Below are 19,354 nucleotides of genomic sequence, written 5' to 3'. Positions count from 1 at the left end.
GGTCCGATCTGCAGAACCTGACCTACGGCGACGCAGACTCGGTCGGGCTCTTCCAGCAGCGGCCCGGGGCGGGATGGGGGTCAGTTGAACAGATCACAAAGGATCCCGGGCCGGAGTACGCGATCAAGGCCTTCTTCGGTGGTCAGGAGAAGCCGGATCCGCCCGGGCTGGTGGACATCGACGGCTGGCCGTCGATGGCCCTCGGAGACGCGGCCCAGCGAGTGCAGGTGTCCGCATTCCCAGATCGCTACGCCACGCGAGAGCGCGAGGCCCGCCAGATCGCGGCGGCCGCAGGCATCGACCTGGAGCGCGCCGGCAACCCGTACGCCGGCCGAGCGGGCGCACCCCCGGCCGGTTCGACCGAAGGCGTCGCGCAGGACGACGACTGCGGCGGCGAAGGCCTGATCTCCGGTCAACCGGTGAACGGCGTCTGGCCCGAGGAGCAGCAAACCATCACCGACCCGACCGGAACAGGCGGCCTGGTCACCCCGCGTACGGCGGCCTGGGTCGCCGCGGCCCGCAAGAACTTCGGCACCCTCAGCATGAGCTGCTGGGACGCACACGTCTGGAACCCGACCAGCGACCACCCGAGAGGCAAGGCCTGCGACATCATGGTCGGCACCGACGCCCGCCGATCGTCCCCAGCCCGAGCCCGCGGCGACCAGATCGCGAACTGGGCGGTCAAGACCGCCGGCCAGACCGGCGTGCGCTACGTCATCTGGTACGGAAAGATCTGGTCCGCCCGCCGAGGCACCTGGATCCCCTACAACGGCGGCGGCGTCTACAGCCCCACCGACGCCACCGGCGGCCATTACGACCACGTCCACGTGTCCCTGTACTGATGGACACTTGACCGTGCGCCCATTGCGATTGTCCAGCTGTCCGGAGGAACGTGATCGATGACCCACCCGACTGAACCGAACAATCCGGGTGATGAGGTGGGACCCGCTCCGGGGCAGCCCTTCAATCAGCATTCGATGCCGCCGGCTTCCCAAAGCCCACCTCAACCGCCATGGAACCAACTGCCCCCGGGCGGCGACCAGAATACCAACAGCGCCCATCAAGACAAATCATCGGTGATACGTCCGGACGTATCTGCAGCTACAACGCTGCTCGTAGCCGTGCCTTGGTTCTTCTGGAGCCTTGTCATCGTCCTCTGGATCTCGAACGTTTTCGGCAGTTGGAATTGGATCCTGGTTGGACTGTGGATCGTGTCCGGGGCAGTCACGTTCTTCCACCCGGTAGAGGACCTGATCGCCCGCTATCTCTACCGGCTGCGTCGGCCAACAGCCGTGGAAGAGCAACGGTTGGGGCAGGCGTGGCCGCAGGTGATCCATCGGGCGGGTATCGACAGCGGCCGGTTCTCGCTCTGGATTCAAGAATCGGATGACGTGAACGCGACGCCGACGCCTGGGCACACGGTGGCGGTGACTCGGTGGGCCCTGTACACACTGCCCGCCACGCACTTGGAGGCAGCGCTCGCGCATGAAGTCAGTCACCACATGGGTGGCCGCGCCTGGCTGAGCCTCCTCAACTTCTGGTACTCGATTCCGGCTCGTTGTGCACTCTTCGGAGTGCGGGCGCTGGTCCAGCTGATGAAAAAGGTTCCCGCCGTCGGTTGTGCCGTCGTAGGTTTCCTGATCCTGGCCTACTCCGGCATCTTGTTCGCAGTGCTGACGTTCGGCGACGGATACGTGACGGCGCTGCTCTTCGTGACGCCGTTCATCGCGCCGCCGATCCTTGCGTGGCTCAACCGCTGGCAGGTCAAGCAGGCTGATCGGCGGGCGGCGGTGATGGGGTACGGGGCGACCCTCATCCAGGTGCTGTACGGCTGGCAGATGCAGAACCAGCAAATGTTTGGCCGTGAGACAAGTCGCAGAGCTCAACTGATATCGAGCACTCCGTCTCTCGTGGAGCGAATCCAAACTATCGAACGAGCCACAGCCACACTGCCACGAGAGTCGTTCTAGGGCGGACCGGAGACCCAAGATCGGGTGCCGGGTCGCCCTCATGTCCGGGGTTGATCGGCGAAGGTTCGGGGCCACCGGCGCACGACGGGTGTTGCGAGATCGATCCGACGGCCGCCGTTCTCGAAGTAGTTCGGCCATCACTAGGTGACGGACACGACGATCAAGCGGCATGCGTCAACGACGGGCCGCCATCACCGGTGTTCCTCGCCCGCTCGAAGGCGGGTGGATTGGAGCCTCCTCGTCAGCCTCCGGCCGTAGCAAACCGCGGTGCACGGGCGAGATTCGTTTGGGGCGCTGCGGTTTGATCGGCAGGAACGGTGTTGGCGCACCTTAGCCGACGGTGCGGCTGACGGACCGTGGCTGGCGGTACTCGTCGACTCATGGATGGGTCAGGCGGTGATGCGGCGTACCTCATGGGTGGCGGTGGGGGAGGTGAAGGCCAGGAGGTTGTGGGCTTCGGATTCTATGGATTGCCAGGTTCGGCGGGTCAGTTCGGTGATGGGCTGGATCTCCAGGATGGCTTCGGTTTTGGTGTTCTTGGTTAGTTTCCAGAGGGCGGTGGCTCGGCCGTTGTGGAGGGTGGAGCCTCGGGTAAGGACCTCTTGGAGGGTGAGGGACTGGCGGGTGGCGGTGTCGATCCAGCGGGTGCGGTCGGCGTGCGAGAGGAGGAGGTTGTCGTACTCGGGGAGGAAGCGGACCGGGATCTCGGTGTGCTCGTCGGGGAGGGTGATGTCCGGGAGGTCGTAGAGGGTGCGGCCGGATTCGGCGTCGATGTAGGTGCGGAGGTCGAGGCGGTCGAAGACCTCGGCGAGGCGGGTGAGGCCGGACCAGTTCTGGGCGTCGGCGACGGAGGCTGGGCCGTAGGCGGCGAGGTAGCGGCGGACCAGGTCGTCAGGGGAGGGGTCGGAGGCGACGGGGACGCCGAGCCAGAGGTCGGCGGTGGACATCGCGGGGTTGCCGCCCCTGCCCCAGATGCCGCGGGGCGGGGTCTGGATGGTGGGCAGCAGACAGCGTACTGCGTGTGCCAGCGCCGCGGACTCGCGGTCCGGCCAGAGCGGCGCGAGGTGGTCCCGCAGCTGGACGGCGGTCGCCGGGCCCTCGGTCATCCGCTCGATCCCGGCCTCGAGGACGGCGTCGATGTCGAGCCCCTCGAGCCGGTGCCGGCCGTACGTCATGTTCTGGAAGACCTCGCGCTCGAGCCGCGGCTGGATCAGCGGGCGGAACGCGAGGAAGTCCCGGCTCGACATCAGGTGGATCGTTGCCCGCATCATCGAACCGCGGACGGCCTCGCGGTTCTCGATCAGCCCGGCCAGCTCGGCCGGGTCGAAGTCGTTCAGCCGAGTCCACAGGCCGACGTACGGCGCGAGCGGCGACTGCGCCTGCATACCGACGAGATGCTCGATCGTCTCCAGCGCGGTGGCGTCACGGCGTTCGGTCAGCCACTGGCGCTCGAGGGTGGCGCGGTTCAGGGCCTGCAGACTCAACTTCGACATGGCTGATCCTCTCCTGGTTTACGGATCAAACGCTAGGAGGAGAAGCGGTCAGCCCCGGTCCGTCAGTCGACTGCCAAGGATTTCCCTTGCTGGTCGGGTCTCCTGCTTCCCACCGGCCTGCCGGGGCAACTAGGGTTCGACGGATCGTAGTTGTAGCGTCACACAGCTCGCCTACCTAGGAGGGGAACACATGGCGAAACGCGTGATCGCGGTCGTCACTGCCGGTCTGGCCACCGTCTCGATGGGGCTGTCCTTCACCAGCGCTGCGGGGGCGGCGCCGGAGAGTTCTGCCGCGAATCCGTCCGGCCTCAAGCTGATCAAGACCAAGACCTCGCTGCTCGGCAAGCACTTCTGGTACCAGCAGACCTACAAGGGCCTGCCGGTGATCAACGGGTACTACGCCAGGCACGTCACGAAAGGTGGTGGCGTCCAGATCGCCGACGGCCGCGACGCCGTCCCGGCGAGCCTGGACGTGACGGCGAAGGTGCCGTCGGCAACGGCGACCAAGTCGGCGAACGCGGCGGTCGCCGCGCGTGCCGCCCGGGCCCGGATCGCCGGTCCCGAGAAGGACGTGACCCCGGTCCCGACCGCCACCGACGGTGCCGCCCAGCTGGCCGTCGTCGGCGGCCCGAACGCCCGGCTGGTCTGGAACGTCACCAGCCGGTCGGCGCAGGGTGTCACCCGGTCGCTGGTCGACGCGAAGACCGGCTCCCTGATGGAGTCGAAGGTGATCAGTGACCACGCCGACGGCCGCGGCATCGTCTTCGACCCGAACCCGGTGGTCAGTGAGCGGAACGAGAAGCTGACCGACCAGGACGACGCCGACACCGACGAGCTGTTCCCGGCGCACAAGAGCGTCGTACTGCGGAACCTGGCCGGCAACGGCAAGCTCGAGGGCACGTATGTCAACATCGTCGCGGCCAAGGGCGGCGTGGCCGAGAGCCCGAACAACCGGTTCCTGTACTACCGCGACGACGACCGGTTCGAGCAGGTGATGGCGTACTACCAGGTCAACCAGACCCAGGAGTACATCCACAGTCTCGGCTTCACCGAGGTGAACAACGAGTCGCAGGACTTCGAGATCAACACCTACGCGGGCGACAACTCGTTCTACGACCCGTCGACCGACACCATCACGATGGGCGAGGGCGGCGTCGACGACGGCGAGGACGCCGAGGTGATCTGGCACGAGTACGGCCACGCGATCCACGACGACGTCGTCCCCGGGTACGGCGAGTCGCTGCAGGCCGGCGCGATCGGCGAGGGCTTCGGCGACTACTGGGCCGTCACCATGTCGGTGCCGGTGAGCCGGAACTTCGACCTGCCGTGCGTGATGGACTGGGACGCGACGTCGTACACCTCGACCGAGCCGCACTGCCTGCGCCGGACCGACACCGGCAAGACCACCGACGACATCGTCAACCAGGTGCACGACGACGGTGAGATCTGGTCGCACGCGCTCTGGGACATCCACAAGGCGCTCGGCCGGAACAAGGCCAACAAGGTGATTCTCGAGGGCACGTTCTTCTACGCGCCGGACACCTCGTTCGCCGACGCCGCCCGGGTGACCGTGCAGGCCGCCCGCCTGCTCTACGGCAAGGCCGCGGCCGCGAAGGTCACGGAGGCCTTCCAAGCCCGCAAGATCCTCTGACGACACCAGGTCATGCGCCCACGGCTACTGTGGGCGCATGACCGTAGTCATGCCACGCCTCCGGCGCGGCTCATGGGGCTCGAACTCCCGGCCTTCCCTCGTCGCTCCGGTCGCTCCGGTCGCTCCGGTCGCTGCGCGCCCGGCGCTCCTCAGTCCGCGCCGGGAGGCCCCATGACCTGGAGTACGGCGGACATCCCCGACCTGGCCGGACGTCGGGCGCTCGTCACCGGAGCCACCAGCGGACTCGGCTACGAGACCGCGCTCGAGTTGCTCAAGCACGGGGCCGATGTACTCCTCGCGGCGCGCGAGCCCGAGAAAGCCGCCCTGGCCGCGGACGGTCTCGCGCGGGCAGCGAACCGGGAGCCGACGGTCGTCGAGCTGGATCTGGCTGATCTGACCACCGTCGAGAAGGCGGCCGACCAGGTCGGCAAGACGTGCGACCGGCTCGACCTGCTGGTGAACAACGCCGGCGTGATGGCGCCGCCGTACCGGCAGACCGCCGACGGGTTCGAACTGCAGCTCGGCACCAATCATCTCGGGCACTTCGCCCTCACCGGCCGGCTGCTGCCCTTGTTGCTGAAGGCACCGGATCCGCGCGTGGTGACGGTCAGCTCGATCATGCACAGGACCGCGCGCGGGCTCACGGCCGCGGACTTCCGGCAGCCACAGCAGGGCTACTGGAAGTGGGACGCGTACGGGAAGTCCAAGCTGGCCAACGTACTCTTCATGCTCGAGCTCGACCGCCGGGCACGAGCCGCACGATCCAACCTGCTCAGCGCGGGGGCGCATCCCGGCTACGCGTCCACCCACCTGCAGGCAGCCGGGCCGGAGTTGGCCGGCCGGGCGTTCGAGGCCCGCGTCTGGGCCGGGATCAACAAGGTGGTGGCGCAGTCCGCGGCCGCCGGCGCCCGGCCGATTCTCTACGCGGCGACGAGCCCGGAGGCGAGGCCCGGCGGGTACTACGGTCCGCGGTTCGAGTTCCGCGGTACGCCGAAGCCGACCTCGCCGACCCGGGCAGCGCAGGACGCAGCCCTGGCCGAACGGCTCTGGGTCTGGTCGGTCGAGGCGACGGGTGTGAATCCGACACTCACCGTGCCGAGCTAGTGACACTCCGGCACATTTGTGGTTACCCTCCGGTAATCCCGAGCCGGAGGTCGTCCCCGTGCGCAGAATCGCCGCCGCTCTTGCGGTCGTCCTTGCCCTGATCACGTTCGGTCCGGCCGTCGGCGCGCGAGCGGGCCGAGTCGCCGCCACCGACGCTGGCTTCAGCACGTCGTACCAGCGCATTCCCGGCGCGGGTGGGATCGAGATCGGTGCCGTCGTGCTCACGCCGACCGGGCCGGGCGCCGGACCGTTCCCGCTGGTGGTGATGCCGTCCAGCTGGGGTGTCCCGAACGTCGAGTACGTCGGTCAGGGCGCGAAACTGGCGAGGGCCGGCTTCCAGGTGATCACGTACTCGAGCCGGGGATTCTGGGACACCGGCGGCCGGATCGACATCGCCGGCCCGCCGACGGTCGCGGACGTCTCCAAGGTCATCGATTGGGCCGATCGGCACACGCCGGCCGACACCCGGAAAGTCGCCGCGGTCGGCATCTCGTACGGCGCCGGCACGGTGTTGCTCGCGAGCGCGCAGGACCCGCGGATCAAGGTGGTCGGCGCGATGAGCGGCTGGGCCGACCTGATCGCGTCGCTCAACCCGAACGACACCGTCGCGCTCCAGTCCGTCGCCGGACTGCTTGCCCTGGGCAACGTCACCGGCCGGCCCGGCCCGGAGATGGCCTCCCTGCAGGCCAAGTTCCTCTCCGGGAACTTCGACGGAGCGATCGCGGAAGCGAAGCAGTTGGCGCCCGTCCGGTCGGCGAGGACCGTGGTCGACCAGATCAACGCGAACACGCCGGCCGTGTTCCTCGCGAACGCCTTCGAGGACTCGATCTTCCCGCCGACGCAGTACACCGACTTCTTCACCCGGCTGACCGGGCCGAAGCGGCTGCTGCTCGCCCACGGCGACCACGCGACCCCGGAGGCGACCGGCGCGATCGGGCTGCCGAACGAGACCTGGGACGAACTCGCTGCCTGGCTGCACCACCATCTGACCGGGGCGGACAACGGCGCCGACGAGGAGGCGCCGGTTCAACTGAAGTCCCAGCGCGGGGTCTGGCGTGGTTACTCGACCTGGGCAGCCGTCGGCGAGCCGCGGACTGCGTACCTCACCGGGCCGACCGGATTGTCGCGGACGGGCGCCTTCCGGACGACGCCGGCGACTGGCTGGAGCAGCGGGATCGGAACCGGTGTGCCCACACTCGCGGACAGCGGTGTCGCGCTCGTCTCCGGCGCTCTGCAAGGGTTGCTGTCGATCCCGACCGGTGTTGCGACTCCCTTGGTCGACCGCTCGTTCGCGGGCGTCTGGTCCGGTCCGGTCCATCGCAGTGGAGTCGTCGTCAACGGCGCACCACAGCTGCATCTGACGGTCAAGCCGTCCGGCCGGGTCACGTCGCTGTTCGCCTATCTGTACGACGTCGACGCGGTCGGTCTCGGCTCGCTCATCTCGCACAAGCCGTTCACGCTGCGCGGGGCGACACCGGGCAGGGCGGTGCCGGTCGACGTCCGGCTGGAGGCGACCAGTTGGGAGGTGCCGGCCGGTCATCGCCTCGTCCTGGTGGTGGACACGGTCGACCCGCGCTACCTCGGCCGCAGTGCGATCGGGGAGACGGTCACCTTCAGTTCGCCGGCCGGCGATCCGTCGTCGATCACCGTTCCGGTGACCGAATGAGGGCGACCCGCCGATCCGCGCCCTGCCATCTGCGTATTGTCGACAATCACCTTGTCAGCGCGAGCCAAGGGGATCTGGCCGCCCACCGGACCGCATCTAATGGGAGCCTTAGGCAACAAACTGATCTGGTCGGGCTCACCGGCGACGTCGACGCCCGGCTACGTCCCGCGGCGGCGACTGGGCGCGGTACTGCACGCTCGATCCGGCCGGCAGGCTGATGTTCAGTCGCCAACCAGTGGTCAACATTGTCATCACCTTCACCATCGACCAGAGCACCGGTCTACCGACCACGTGACCACCATCAGCACCCCGCCCCGGCCTGCGCCACCATCTGACACCTGCCGTTTCGGGATGCGAACTCGTCTCCGAACCGTGATGCTGGAAGGAAGGTCGCCGATCACGGGAGGTGACAGTGCGATGGCCGCTCCCAGTCACGCTCTCGCGCCCGTCTCTACGCGGAAGTTCCACCCGCCGCGGTTCGGGCTGAGCGGCTCGCGACTCGGCGAGCCGTCAGGTCCGGACGGCGAGACCGCGGCGGTTGCCACGGTCGACGCGGCGTACCAGGCCGGAATCCGGTTCTTCGACACCTCTCCGGCGTACGGCGAGGCCGAGCCACGACTCGGTACGGCGTTGCAGCGAAGGCCTCGGGGCGAGTTCCTGCTGTCCACGAAGGTCGGCGGTGCGGACGCGCAGCAGTCGGTGCGCGCGAGCATCGACCGGCTCGGACTGGCCGTCGATCTCGTGTTCGCGGACGGGCCCGCGTTGGAGGCGGCGTACCCGGCGCTGGACGAGCTCCGCCGCGACGGGGTGATCAAGGCGATCGGCGCGGCGTCGGGCGATTGGCGTCTCCTCGACCGGATCGTGCGCGACGTCGAGCTGGACACGGTCCTGCTCGCGGGGCGGTACTCGCTGCTCGACCAGTCCGCGACGCCACTGCTCGATCGCTGCCTCGCCCGCGGAGTGTCCGTGGTCGTGTCCGGCATCCTCACCCCGCAGGTGCTGCACCTCGAGCAGTCGAGCGACCCGGCAACGATCCGCGCCCGCCGCATCTCCGCCGTCTGCGAACGGTACGGCGTCTCACTGCCACAGGCCGCACTGGCGTTCCCGGCCAGGCATTCCGCGGTCACGTCCGTCCTCATCGCCGCGGCCAGCCCGGCCGAGATCCGGGCCGACGCGGCCCTCGTCCGACAGCCGGTCCCGGCGACGCTCTGGCGGGATCCGGAGCTGCTGCGATTGGTGTCCTGAGGGCAGTCCGGCTCCCAGGGTTCCGTGCGAGGCAAGTCACCGCCGCGCGGTGATCCCGGCCACCGCATACCGTCGCGGCGGTGGCTAAGCTGAGGAGCAGGTCCACCGTTTCCCGGTCGGGCCCCGGACGAGCGGTGCCGTACCCGGTGTGCGACAAGACGGCGCCAAGGAGACTGAGATGTCGTGGCTCGTGTTGGTCCTGTCCGGGGTGCTCGAAGCAGTGTGGGCCATCGCCCTGGGACGGTCGGAAGGATTCACCAAACTGGTGCCGTCGCTCACGTTCGCCGTGGCACTGGTTCTCAGCATGGCGGGCCTCGCCTACGCGATGCGTGAGTTGCCGGTCGGCACCTCGTACGCCGTCTGGGTAGGGATCGGCGCCGCGCTGACCGTCGGTTTCGGCATGGCGACCGGTGGAGAGACGATCAGCGCGGTCAAGGTCCTCCTGTTGTGCGGACTGATCGGTTGTGTCGTCGGCCTGAAACTCGCGCACTGAGAACCGGGCCGGCTCAGCCGTGATCGCGGCCGGGGTTGTCGGCCGGGCTCAGAACCTGTCGCGCGGGTCACCCGTGCCGGGGGAGCCGGGCGTCCCCGGCGCACCGGTCGGAATCCCGGTGGTCGGACTCAGCGACGGGCTCGGCGCTGTCGTCGGCGGACCGGTCGGCGATCCGGTGCCGGGGGGTGGCGTCGTCGGCGTCACCGTGACTGTCGTCGTACCGGTCGGAGTCGGGATCACCGGCTCCGGCTCGAGCGGCTCGGCGTTGCGGAACAGCAGCCAGGCGAGGAACACGGCCAGCGCCATGATGATCGCCATCGCGAGCAGCGACAGCATCAGCGCCCACCGGGAGGCGGCCCGCAGCGCGTTCGGCCACGGCAGCGGCCAGATCCGGAACAGCCCGGGACGTCGCCGGCCCTCCCAGTAGTGCAGGAAGTCCGGGCCGCGGAACCGGCCGAGCTGCGGGATCCGGTCCATCAGCACCGCGGACAGTACGTCCTCTCCGCGACGCTCCGCGATCAGCCGCTCGTCCGACGCCGCGCTGGACCCGTCGTCCTCCCGGATCGGCCCGATCGCGACCCAGAGCGCCAGGTCGTCGTCGTCACCGTCGTTGTGCGCGAGTACGGCGTCGTCCGGCAGGTCGTCGACCGCGGTGACGAACCGGTCCCGGGCGGCCGCGTCGTCCGCGGAGCCCTCGGCCATCATCGCGACCACGGCGTTCCGGCCGTGCTCGTCGCTGGCGGTGTAGAGGTAGCCGGCCGCGTTCGCGCCGAGCCGCCCGCGCAGCCAGAACCCGCCCACCCGCGGCGGGTCCTCCGGCATCAGCGGCAGTGCGTCCGGAATGACCCGGGCAGGCGACTGCTCCGGCGAATCCGCCGGCCGCGCCTGGGTGTGGGATTCCGTCGCAGTCATCACCCCCAATCCCACCACATCCCTGGTAGCACTGTCGCCACACCCGGATTCCGGGCCGCGGCGGTGCTCACCCGCTGTGACGGCGTGCCGCCGGGGGAGTGCGGACTTGAGCGGGCGGGGAGGATAGGGATGGACCTGGTGGGCCCGGCGCCCGGGGGACCCGGGGATCTGATGGAATGACCGGTGTTGTGAGTACGCCGGAACGACGGCGCGTTGACGGAGTTGACCACGGTCCGAGCGCGGACCCCGGAAGGACAGGCATGACCGAAACCACTGTGCCGGCTGGATCGGTGGCCCAGCAGTCCCGGCTGATCGGCGAGGCCGTCAGCGAGATCAAGCGGGTGATCGTCGGCCAGGAGCACATGGTCGAGACCTTGATGGTCTCGCTGCTCGCGAAGGGTCACTGTCTGCTCGAGGGCGTTCCCGGCGTGGCCAAGACGCTCGCGGTCCGGACCTTCGCCTCGGTGGTCGGCGGCACGTTCGCGCGGATCCAGTTCACCCCGGACCTGGTCCCGTCCGACATCGTCGGCACCCGGATCTACCGGCAGACCCGGGAGGCGTTCGACATCGAGCTCGGCCCGACGTTCGTGAACTTCGTCCTCGCCGACGAGGTGAACCGGGCACCGGCCAAGGTGCAGTCGGCGATGCTGGAGCTGATGGCCGAGCGGCAGGTGTCGATCGGCGGCCAGACCTTCCCGATGCCGAAGCCGTTCATCGTGATCGCCACCCAGAACCCGATCGAGTCCGAGGGCGTGTATCCGCTGCCGGAGGCGCAGCGTGACCGGTTCCTGGTCAAGATCGACGTCCCGCACCCGCGCGGCCACGAGGAGTTCGAGATCCTGCGCCGGATGAGCGTCGACCCGCCGGAGCCGCGGCAGGTGCTCAAGCCGGAGACGATCCTGGAGCTGCAGCGGTCGGCCGAGCAGGTCTTCGTCCACAACCTGGTCGCGGAGTACGCCGTCCGGCTCGTGATGGCGACCCGGACGCCGTCCGACTTCCACCTGCCCGACCTGGAGCCGATCATCGAGCTCGGCGTCAGCCCGCGCGCGACGCTGGGCCTGATCTCGGCCGGCCGGGGGCTCGCGCTGATCCACGGCCGCGACTACCTGCTGCCGAGCGACATCCAGACCGTCGCGCTGGACGTGATGGGTCACCGCCTCGGCCTGACGTTCGACGCGGTCGCGGACAACATCGACCCGCGGGCCGTGATCGAGCGCATCCTGGCCACCGTTCCGCCGCCGCAGCCGGTCTGGCGCGACGGCAACGACGGCTCCGGCCGGCCGGAGTTCGTGTAGTGCCCGACCGACCGGATCCGCGGGCTGCGATGACGATCTCGCAGCTCGCACCCGAGCGCGCGCTCCGGCGGCTCGAGCTGACCGTCGTCCGCCGGCTCGAGGGCTATCTGCACGGAGAGCACCTGGGCCTGCTGCCCGGTCCCGGCACCGAGCTGGCCGAGGCGCGCGAGTACCAGGTCGGCGACGACGTACGGCGGATGGACTGGGCGGTCACCGCCCGTACGACGGTCCCGCACGTGCGGGACCTGATCGCGGACCGTGAGCTGGAGACCTGGGCGCTGGTCGACCTGTCCGCCTCGATGGATTTCGGTACGTCGCAACTCGAGAAGCGCGAGCTGGCCGTCGCCGCGGTCGCCACGGTCGGGTTCCTGACGCACCGGCTGGGCGACCGGTTCGGCGGACTGATGCTCCGGGACTCGGCGCTGCGACGCTGGCCGGCCCGATCCGGTCGGTTGGCTCTGTACGGGCTGCTGCGCGCGCTGCTGGCCGAGCAGTCCAGCAGTGACCGGGAGGCGCATCGCAGCGACCTGGCTGCGGCGCTGGAGTCGATGGCCCGTACGCAGCGCAAGCGTGGCCTGCGGGTGATCGTGTCCGACTTCCTCACCCCGGAGGACAGCGAGATCGACGCCCGGCGGGAGCCGTCGTGGGAGCGCGCGATGCGCAAGCTCACCGCGCAGCACCAGGTGCTCGCGGTGGAGATCGTCGACCCGCGTGAGCTGGAGATGCCGAACATCGGCGTCGTGCTGGTGGGCGACCCCGAGACCGGAGCGGTCCGGGAGATCGACACCCGCCGACGCAAGGTCCGGGAGGCGTTCGCGACGGCCGCGCTCGCGCAGCGGGAACGGACCCGGACCGCGTTGCGTAGGGTAGGTGCTGGGCACCTGGTCCTCAGGACCGATCGTGACTGGGTCGCCGACACCGTGAGGTTCGTGCTCGCCTACCGGCGGGTGGCGCCGCGTCTGCACCAACCGCCGAAGGGAGTGGCGCGCTGATGGAGTTCCTGTCTCCCGGGCGGCTGTGGTTCCTGCTGATCATCCCGGTCGTGGTCGCCGGCTACATCTTCCTGCAGCACCGTCGCGCGCAGTACGCGCTCCGCTTCACCAACATCGCGCTGCTCGACCGGGTCGCGCCGCGGCGACCGCAGTGGCGGCGGCACCTGGCCGTCGTCCTGGCCCTGCTGGCGGCGACCTCCTGCATCGTGGCGTTCGCACAGCCCAAGGACCAGGTGAAGGTGCCGCGCGAGCGGGCCACGATCGTGGTCGCGATCGACGTGTCGCTGTCGATGATGGCCACCGACATCGAGCCGAACCGGTTGGAGGCGGCGAAGAAGTCGGCGAAGAACTTCATCAACCAGCTGCCGTCGAAGTTCAACATCGCGCTGGTGAACTTCGCCGGTACGGCGTCCATCATCGTGCCGCCGACGACGGACCGGGCCACGGTCCTGCGGTCCGTGGACGGCCTGGAGCTGGCCGAGTCGACCGCGACCGGTGAGGGCATCTTCACCTCGCTGCAGGCGCTGACCCAGGTGCCGCCGGACCCGGACCACCCGAACGACCCCGCCCCGGCCCGTGTCGTTCTGCTGTCCGACGGCAAGCGGACGGTCGGCCGGACGGCGCAGGAGGGTGCGCAGGCCGCGAAGGCGAAGAACACCCCAGTCTACACGATCTGCTTCGGCACCGACTCCGGTTTCATCGAGATGGACGGCATCCGCCAGCGGGTGCCACCGGACCGCGCCGAGCTGCGCAGCGTCGCCGAGATCAGCGGCGGCGAGGCGTACACGGCCGAGTCCGCCGGTGAGCTCGAGGACGTCTACAAGGACATCGGTTCCTCCGTCGGGTACGACGAGGTGGACAAGGAAGTCACCGCGCGCTTCGCCGGGATCGCGATGCTCTTCACGCTGGCCGCGGCCGGTGCGTGCATCGCGCTCGCGTCCCGGTTCCCGTAGTCGATCAGGACTGCTGGTCGGCGTACGCGGTCAGCCAGGCGAGCGCCGAGTTCCAGTTCACCGCGACCTCGTTGGTGGAGTAGGAGCCGATCTCGTCGACGTAGCACTTGGCCGGGGCACAGCCCTGGAGGTTGCGCTGGGCAACGGGATCCTGGAGGCCGGAGTTCGGTCCGCCGGCCAGTGAGCCCGGGTACGGCGAGGGCAGCGCGGGGTTCAGCGAGTGCGCCCAGAAGCGGTGGTGCTGGTTGTGGCTGAACCGCTCGCCGTAGCCGGTGACGAACGACAGCCCGACCGCGTTCCGCCCGAGCAGGTAGTCGAGTGACTCCAGCGCGGCCGAGCGGTACGACGTACGCCCGGTGAGGTCGGCCGCGATCGCGAGGATCATGGCGTTGTTCGCCGCACCGCTGTTCGATCCCCAGACGTACTCGCCGTCGGCCGGCTTGTACGGGTTGGCGTAGCCCTGGGTCCCGAGGTGGGTGAGGTACGCGTCGGCGACCGAGCTGATCCGTCGCACGAGCTCGCGCTCGTCGTGCGGGTTCAGGCGGTGAGGCGCGCGGGCCAGTGCGAGGTCCGCGAGGCCGCCGGTCTCCTGCCAGGAGAACCCGTCCGCCGCCTTCAGGGTCGTGGTGACGAACTTCTTGTAGAAACCCTTGCCGGTGGTCGCGAACAACTCCGCCGCGGCCCAGGAGAACTCGTCGGTCACCTTGGTGTCGTCGTACGCGCCACCGCCTTCGCCACCGTCGGGTGCGTACAGCGCCGGATGCCGCCGGGCCGCGTCCCAGGCCTTCTCAGCGGCGGTCAGGCAGCGCTTGCTGAGCCGGCGGTCCCAGGAGGCATAGACCCGGGCGCAGCGGGCTCCGACGGCCGCGAGGTTGAGCGTCGCCGCGGTCGACGGCGGGTGGAGATACCGCTGCTGCGGGTCCGCTGCCGGTGCCAGCGGCAGCCCGGTCCACTTGTGGTCGTGGATCTTGTGGTGCACCATCCCGGCGAATGGCCGGCCGGGCGGCACCTGCATCCGCAGGACGAAGTCGACCTCCCACCGCGCCTCGTCCAGGACGTCCGGGACGGAGTTGCCGGACTCCGGGATCCGCAGGGCGACTCCGCGGTCTCCGTGCGCCGCCGAACGCTCGTGGAGGTCGAGCAGCTGCCACGCCGCGAGGGCGCCGTTGACGACGTACTTGCCGTGGTCGCCGGCGTCGTACCAACCGCCCCGGACGTCGAGGCTGTGGTCGCAGGTGCCTGGCAAGCATGGGACGGAGGTGTCGCCCTTGTTCGGCGCGACACCGAGGTGTCCGGCGGCCCGCGCGTACTGGGGCCCGACGTACTCCGCCTCGATCTCGATGCCGCTGCGGTTGTTGTAGAAGTACTCGAGCGCATCCCGCCGCAGGCCGGAGTAGATCCGGTCGCCGATCTCGAAGGGCTCGCTGAGGTCGTCGCCGACCGCCAGCCGGAAGGTCCCGCGCGTACGGACGTCGCCGAAGTCGATCAGCTGGACGTGGTCACCGGAGGCGGCGTCGGGACCGTACGGCTGAGTCTTGCCGCCGGCGACGATCTTGTCGCCGCTGTCGAGCAGACGCCAGTCCAGCGCGGTGCTCTGCGTCGTCACGTACGTGGCCCGTTTGGGTCCGCTGGTGAGGTAGCCGAGCTGATTCACCCGGACCGGTGAGCCGTAGTCCGGGAAGCCGCCTGGCGGCACGACGCCGCCGACGACGGAGATGTTGTCCAGGCACAGGGTGTACGGCTCAGTGGCGCCGCCGGCCTGGAACGAGACCTGCCCGTGGGAGTTGGTGACCGGCGACGTACCGGTGAACTCGAAGGTCTTCGCGCTCGTCGCCACGTCGACGGTCCGGTTCAGCACGGTCGGGTACGGCGACGACGCCTGCTGCACCACGGTACGGATCCGCACCGCCCGGCTGGCCGACGCCTCGAACCGGAGCATGTACGGCTGTCCCTGCTCCAGCGGGAGGTCGTCCTGTCCGATCATCGAGTCCCACGGGTTGACCGTTCCGGCCGGAACCTGGGCGCACAGCCGGCCGTCGGTCGCCGTGGACGGCGTGTTCCCGCTGCTCCACCAGGGCGACTTGCCGGCGTCGAACGTCCCGTTGAGCACCCGCTCGTACGGCGGATTCGCCCCGAGCGCCGGCGTGGACGCGGTCAGGGCGGTCAGGGCGGTCAGGGTGGCGGTCAACGTCAGCGCGATCGCGCCGGTTCGCCGTCGGGGAGTGGGCATGGCGTGCCTCCGGAGGACCCCGGCGCCTGGACGGACGCTGGGAGCGGTTCCAATTCAACCGGCCGACGGCCGGTGTGTTGAGATGCTGTCGATGGTCTCGGGCGCTGTCAATAGCTCGTAGAGCGGTATTTCTAGGTCTTCCCATCCGGAACGAGCATCCTCTATGGTCGCTGGAAGCGCTCCCAGTTTTCTTGGAAACCAGCGTCCGAACCGGGAGCCTCCGGCAGAGCAGTACTTCATCCCTGAGGAGGGTCCATGTCGTCACTTCGGCGACCAGCACTTCGCACACTCGCCGCGGCCGGTGCGGCCGTCGCACTGCTCGCCGTGGCCGGGTGTGGAGGCTCGAACTCGGACGCGGGCAGCGCGGATGGCACCATCACGCTCACCGTGAAGACCTTCAGCCAGTTCGGCTACGAGGAGTTGTACAAGCAGTTCGAGGCATCGCACCCGAACATCCGGATCAAGCAGGAGAACATCGCCAAGCTCGCCGACTACACGCCGAAACTGCAGCAGTGGCTGACCGCCGGGAGCGGCGCCGGTGACGTCGTCGCGCTGGAGGAGGGCATCCTGGTCAAGCTGATGGCGAAGCCGGACCAGTTCGTCAACCTGCTCGACCACGACGCCGCCGCGGTGCGCAACAACTTCCTGGAGTGGAAGTGGAAGCAGGCGCTCACCGCCGACGGCAGGAAGCTGGTCGGTCTCGGTACCGATGTCGGTGCGCAGGGCATGTGTTACCGCACCGACCTGTTCGCGAAGGCCGGCCTGCCGACCGACCGGGCGCAGGTCGGCGCGCTCTGGCCGAGCTGGGACGACTACCTTGCCACCGGCAAGCGGTTCGCCGCCGCCGGAACCGGGGCGAGCTTCTTCGACACCGCCGGCGGGATCTATCAGAACATCCTGATGCAGCAGGGCGACACGACCTACTTCGACCGGGAGAACAATCTGATCGTCGACAGTAATCCCGGCGTACGCTCCGCCTGGGACCGGACCGTGGCGATGATCGGCGCCGGGTTGTCCGGGAAGCTGCAGATGTGGGGGCCGGCCTGGAACGCGGGGTTCAAGAAGGGCACGTTCGCGACCGTGCCCTGCCCGGCCTGGATGCTCGGGATCATCGAGGACCAGGCCGGTCCGGAGAACGCCGGGAAGTGGGACGTGGCCCGGGTTCCCGGTGAGGGTGCCGTCCGCGGTGGGTCGTTCCTCGCCGTACCAGCGCAGAGCAAGCATCCGAAGGAGGCCGCCGACCTGGTGAAGTTCCTGACCAGTCCGCAGGGCCAGATCGCGGCCTTCAAGGCGAAGAACAACTTCCCGTCATCGCCGCAGGCCATCGACGACCCGGCCGTGTCGGGTGCCGTCAACGCGTACTTCAACAACGCGCCGGTCGGCACGATCTTCGGCCAGTCCGCCAAGCTCCTCGAACCCGTCTACCTCGGTCCCGACAACCAGGTCGTCGGCGACGCGGTCGGCGACGCCCTGACCGCCGTCGAACAGGGCAAGCTGTCACCGGACGAGGCCTGGACCAAGGCGATCGCCGACGCACGACGAGCCGTCGACAAGTGAGCGCCGAAGCGCCGCCACGGCCGGTGCGGACGTCCCCCGCACCGGCCGGTGCCTCGCCCGCCTCCCGGCTGTCGCGGTGGAACCGGTTCGACCTGCACGGATCGCCGTACGTGTTCATCGCGCCGTTCTTCGTGCTGTTCGCGATGTTCGGGTTCTTCCCGCTCGTCTACACCGCCTGGGTCTCGCTGCGGGCATGGGACCTGACCGGCGACGGCGGGTTCGTCGGACTGGGCAACTACTCGCGGTTGATGGGCGACCCCGACTTCTGGAACGCAGTGCTGAACACGCTCGGGTTGTTCGTCCTGGCGACCGTGCCCCAGCTGTTGATGGCGCTGGTCATCGCCGCGTTGCTGAACCGCCCGATCCGGGCGCTGCTGATGTTCCGGCTCGCTGTGCTCGCGCCGATCGTCACCTCGGTCGCTGCGGTCGCGATCGTGTTCGGCCAACTCTACGGGCGCGACACCGGCATGGTGAACGGTGTCCTCGGACTGATCGGTGTCGACGCGATCGACTGGCAGGCGAGCAAGACCTCGTCCTGGATCGCCGTGGCCAGCATGGTGAACTGGCGCTGGACCGGCTACAACGCACTCATCTACCTGGCCGCGATGCAGGCGATCCCGCGGGACCTGTACGAAGCCGCGCAACTCGACGGTGCCGGCGCGGTCCGGCAGTTCCGCAGTGTCACCGTCCCGCTGATCCGGCCGGCTCTCGTCTTCACCGTGGTGATGTCGACGATCGGCGGCATGCAGCTGTTCACCGAGCCGCTGCTGTTCGGCCAGGGCGACGTGTCCGGCGGCAGCCTGCGGCAGTTCCAGACGGTGGCGATGTACATGTTCGAGCAGAGCTTCCAGAACTTCGACTACGGCTACGGCTCCGCGATCGCGTGGACCATCTTCGTGCTCACGGTGATCGCCGGCGTCGTCAACGCACTGATCAGCCGCCGGCTGCGGGGAGGAACCCGGTGAGACATCGCGGCAACAGCCTCGTCTACTTCACGTTGGTCGTCAGCCTGGTGCTGTCGGTCTTCCCGCTCTACTGGTTGTTCGTCGTCGCGACCCGGTCCAACGACGTGATCGGCGAGATGCCCCCGCCGCTGGTGCCGGGTGGCAACCTCGGCGAGAACATCCGGCGGTTGTTCGGACCGGACGCCGAGGCGGCCCACTTCGCCCGCGGCCTGGTCAACTCCGGGATCGCGGCGGTGTCGGTGACTGTGTCGGTGGTGTTCTTCTCCTCGCTGGCCGGGTTCGCGTTCGCCAAGCTGCGCTTCCGCGGCCGCAACGCGCTGCTGATCGCCGTTCTCGCGACGATGATGGTTCCGGTCCAGATGGGGATCGTGCCGCTCTACATGGTGATGGTGAAACTCGGCTGGCAGAACCAGCTCCAGGCGGTCATCGTCCCGTTCCTGGTGTCGGCGTTCGGGGTGTTCCTGATGCGCCAGTACGCCGAACGCGCCGTACCGGACGAACTGATCGAAGCCGCGAGGCTGGACGGCTGTACGACGTTCGGCCTGTTCGTCCGCGTGGTGTCGCCGGCGCTTCGGCCGGGCGCGGCCGTCCTCGGGCTGTTCACCTTCATGGCGACCTGGAACGAGTTCCTGTGGCCGCTGGCGGTCCTGGAGGCGGACAACCCGACCGTGCAGTTCTCGCTCAGCCAGCTGGCCACGCAGTACTACACCGACTACACACTGATGTTCACCGGGACGCTGATCGCGACCGTGCCGTTGCTGGTGGTCTTCGTACTGTTCGGCCGTCAGTTGGTCAGCGGCATCATGGACGGCGCCGTTCGGTCGTGAT

15 protein-coding genes, 1 pseudogene and 1 riboswitch are annotated in these 19,354 nt (G+C 68.9%); of the genes and pseudogenes, 13 read left to right on the top strand and 3 right to left on the bottom strand.

Annotated elements, in window-relative coordinates; translation table 11 throughout:
- Together E1218_RS36105 and E1218_RS17690 are read left to right on the top strand one after the other, a co-directional pair.
- A pseudogene (locus E1218_RS36105) lies at nucleotides 1–842 on the top strand (hypothetical protein); the annotation flags it as partial.
- A gap of 57 nt (nucleotides 843–899) precedes the next feature.
- Complete coding sequence (locus E1218_RS17690) at nucleotides 900–1,970, top strand: M48 family metalloprotease (RefSeq protein ID WP_132321466.1); 1,071 nt, start codon at nucleotides 900–902, stop codon at nucleotides 1,968–1,970.
- A 389-nt stretch (nucleotides 1,971–2,359) separates the two neighbouring features.
- On the opposite strand, the gene E1218_RS17685 is transcribed toward E1218_RS17690, so the two are convergent.
- Nucleotides 2,360–3,463 (bottom strand): winged helix DNA-binding domain-containing protein, encoded by a 1,104-nt coding sequence (locus E1218_RS17685; RefSeq protein WP_132321464.1) that lies wholly within the window; start codon nucleotides 3,461–3,463, stop codon nucleotides 2,360–2,362.
- A 190-nt stretch (nucleotides 3,464–3,653) separates the two neighbouring features.
- Between E1218_RS17685 and E1218_RS17680 the strand changes: the two genes are divergently transcribed.
- From E1218_RS17680 to E1218_RS17660, 5 genes are all read left to right on the top strand, one after another.
- Nucleotides 3,654–5,114, top strand: coding sequence for a M4 family metallopeptidase (locus E1218_RS17680; RefSeq protein WP_132321462.1), 1,461 nt, complete (start codon nucleotides 3,654–3,656; stop codon nucleotides 5,112–5,114).
- 171 nt (nucleotides 5,115–5,285) lie between these two features.
- A complete protein-coding gene (locus tag E1218_RS17675; protein WP_132321460.1) occupies nucleotides 5,286–6,218 on the top strand; it encodes an oxidoreductase in 933 nt (310 codons plus the stop codon).
- Nucleotides 6,219–6,276: 58 nt separating this feature from the next.
- Nucleotides 6,277–7,884 (top strand): CocE/NonD family hydrolase, encoded by a 1,608-nt coding sequence (locus E1218_RS17670; protein WP_132321458.1) that lies wholly within the window; start codon nucleotides 6,277–6,279, stop codon nucleotides 7,882–7,884.
- 417 nt (nucleotides 7,885–8,301) lie between these two features.
- Nucleotides 8,302–9,129, top strand: coding sequence for an aldo/keto reductase (locus E1218_RS17665; RefSeq protein ID WP_165949301.1), 828 nt, complete (start codon nucleotides 8,302–8,304; stop codon nucleotides 9,127–9,129).
- Nucleotides 9,130–9,235: 106 nt separating this feature from the next.
- Nucleotides 9,236–9,297: riboswitch (guanidine-III (ykkC-III) riboswitch) on the top strand.
- 10 nt (nucleotides 9,298–9,307) lie between these two features.
- Complete coding sequence (locus tag E1218_RS17660; protein WP_132321454.1) at nucleotides 9,308–9,622, top strand: DMT family transporter; 315 nt, start codon at nucleotides 9,308–9,310, stop codon at nucleotides 9,620–9,622.
- Between the two features lie 48 nt (nucleotides 9,623–9,670).
- Here E1218_RS17660 and E1218_RS17655 read toward each other — a convergent pair whose 3' ends face one another.
- Nucleotides 9,671–10,534: a hypothetical protein gene (locus E1218_RS17655; protein ID WP_132321452.1), complete on the bottom strand. Its 864-nt coding sequence runs from the start codon at nucleotides 10,532–10,534 to the stop codon at nucleotides 9,671–9,673.
- Between the two features lie 260 nt (nucleotides 10,535–10,794).
- On the opposite strand from E1218_RS17655, the gene E1218_RS17650 reads away from it, so the two are divergent.
- Genes E1218_RS17650 through E1218_RS17640 form a run of 3 tightly spaced genes read left to right on the top strand, consistent with a single transcriptional unit; the run spans nucleotide 10,795 to nucleotide 13,774 of the window.
- A complete protein-coding gene (locus tag E1218_RS17650; RefSeq protein ID WP_132321450.1) occupies nucleotides 10,795–11,829 on the top strand; it encodes an AAA family ATPase in 1,035 nt (344 codons plus the stop codon).
- A 29-nt stretch (nucleotides 11,830–11,858) separates the two neighbouring features.
- Nucleotides 11,859–12,821 (top strand): DUF58 domain-containing protein, encoded by a 963-nt coding sequence (locus tag E1218_RS17645; RefSeq protein WP_132321448.1) that lies wholly within the window; start codon nucleotides 11,859–11,861, stop codon nucleotides 12,819–12,821.
- A complete protein-coding gene (locus tag E1218_RS17640; RefSeq protein WP_132321446.1) occupies nucleotides 12,821–13,774 on the top strand; it encodes a VWA domain-containing protein in 954 nt (317 codons plus the stop codon). Before E1218_RS17645 ends, E1218_RS17640 begins: the two co-directional genes overlap by 1 nt.
- A 4-nt stretch (nucleotides 13,775–13,778) precedes the next feature.
- On the opposite strand, the gene E1218_RS17635 is transcribed toward E1218_RS17640, so the two are convergent.
- Entirely contained in the window at nucleotides 13,779–16,004 is a 2,226-nt protein-coding gene (locus E1218_RS17635; RefSeq protein WP_132321444.1) for a glycoside hydrolase family 9 protein, read from the bottom strand.
- Between the two features lie 255 nt (nucleotides 16,005–16,259).
- Between E1218_RS17635 and E1218_RS17630 the strand changes: the two genes are divergently transcribed.
- The 3 genes from E1218_RS17630 to E1218_RS17620 are packed head-to-tail and all read left to right on the top strand — an operon-like array spanning nucleotide 16,260 to nucleotide 19,353.
- On the top strand, nucleotides 16,260–17,561 hold the full coding sequence (locus E1218_RS17630) for an ABC transporter substrate-binding protein (protein ID WP_132321442.1): 1,302 nt from the start codon (nucleotides 16,260–16,262) through the stop codon (nucleotides 17,559–17,561).
- On the top strand, nucleotides 17,558–18,526 hold the full coding sequence (locus E1218_RS17625; RefSeq protein ID WP_132321440.1) for a carbohydrate ABC transporter permease: 969 nt from the start codon (nucleotides 17,558–17,560) through the stop codon (nucleotides 18,524–18,526). Before E1218_RS17630 ends, E1218_RS17625 begins: the two co-directional genes overlap by 4 nt.
- Nucleotides 18,523–19,353 carry a carbohydrate ABC transporter permease gene (locus E1218_RS17620; protein ID WP_233712291.1) on the top strand — a complete coding sequence of 277 codons (831 nt, stop codon included), beginning with the start codon at nucleotides 18,523–18,525 and terminating at the stop codon, nucleotides 19,351–19,353. Before E1218_RS17625 ends, E1218_RS17620 begins: the two co-directional genes overlap by 4 nt.
- Nucleotide 19,354: the final 1 nt, after the last annotated feature.

Source organism: Kribbella turkmenica, from assembly GCF_004348725.1.
GTDB lineage: Bacteria > Actinomycetota > Actinomycetes > Propionibacteriales > Kribbellaceae > Kribbella > Kribbella turkmenica.
The sequence above is the reverse complement of the archived record's forward strand: the minus strand, read 5'-3'. Positions and strand labels throughout refer to the sequence as shown.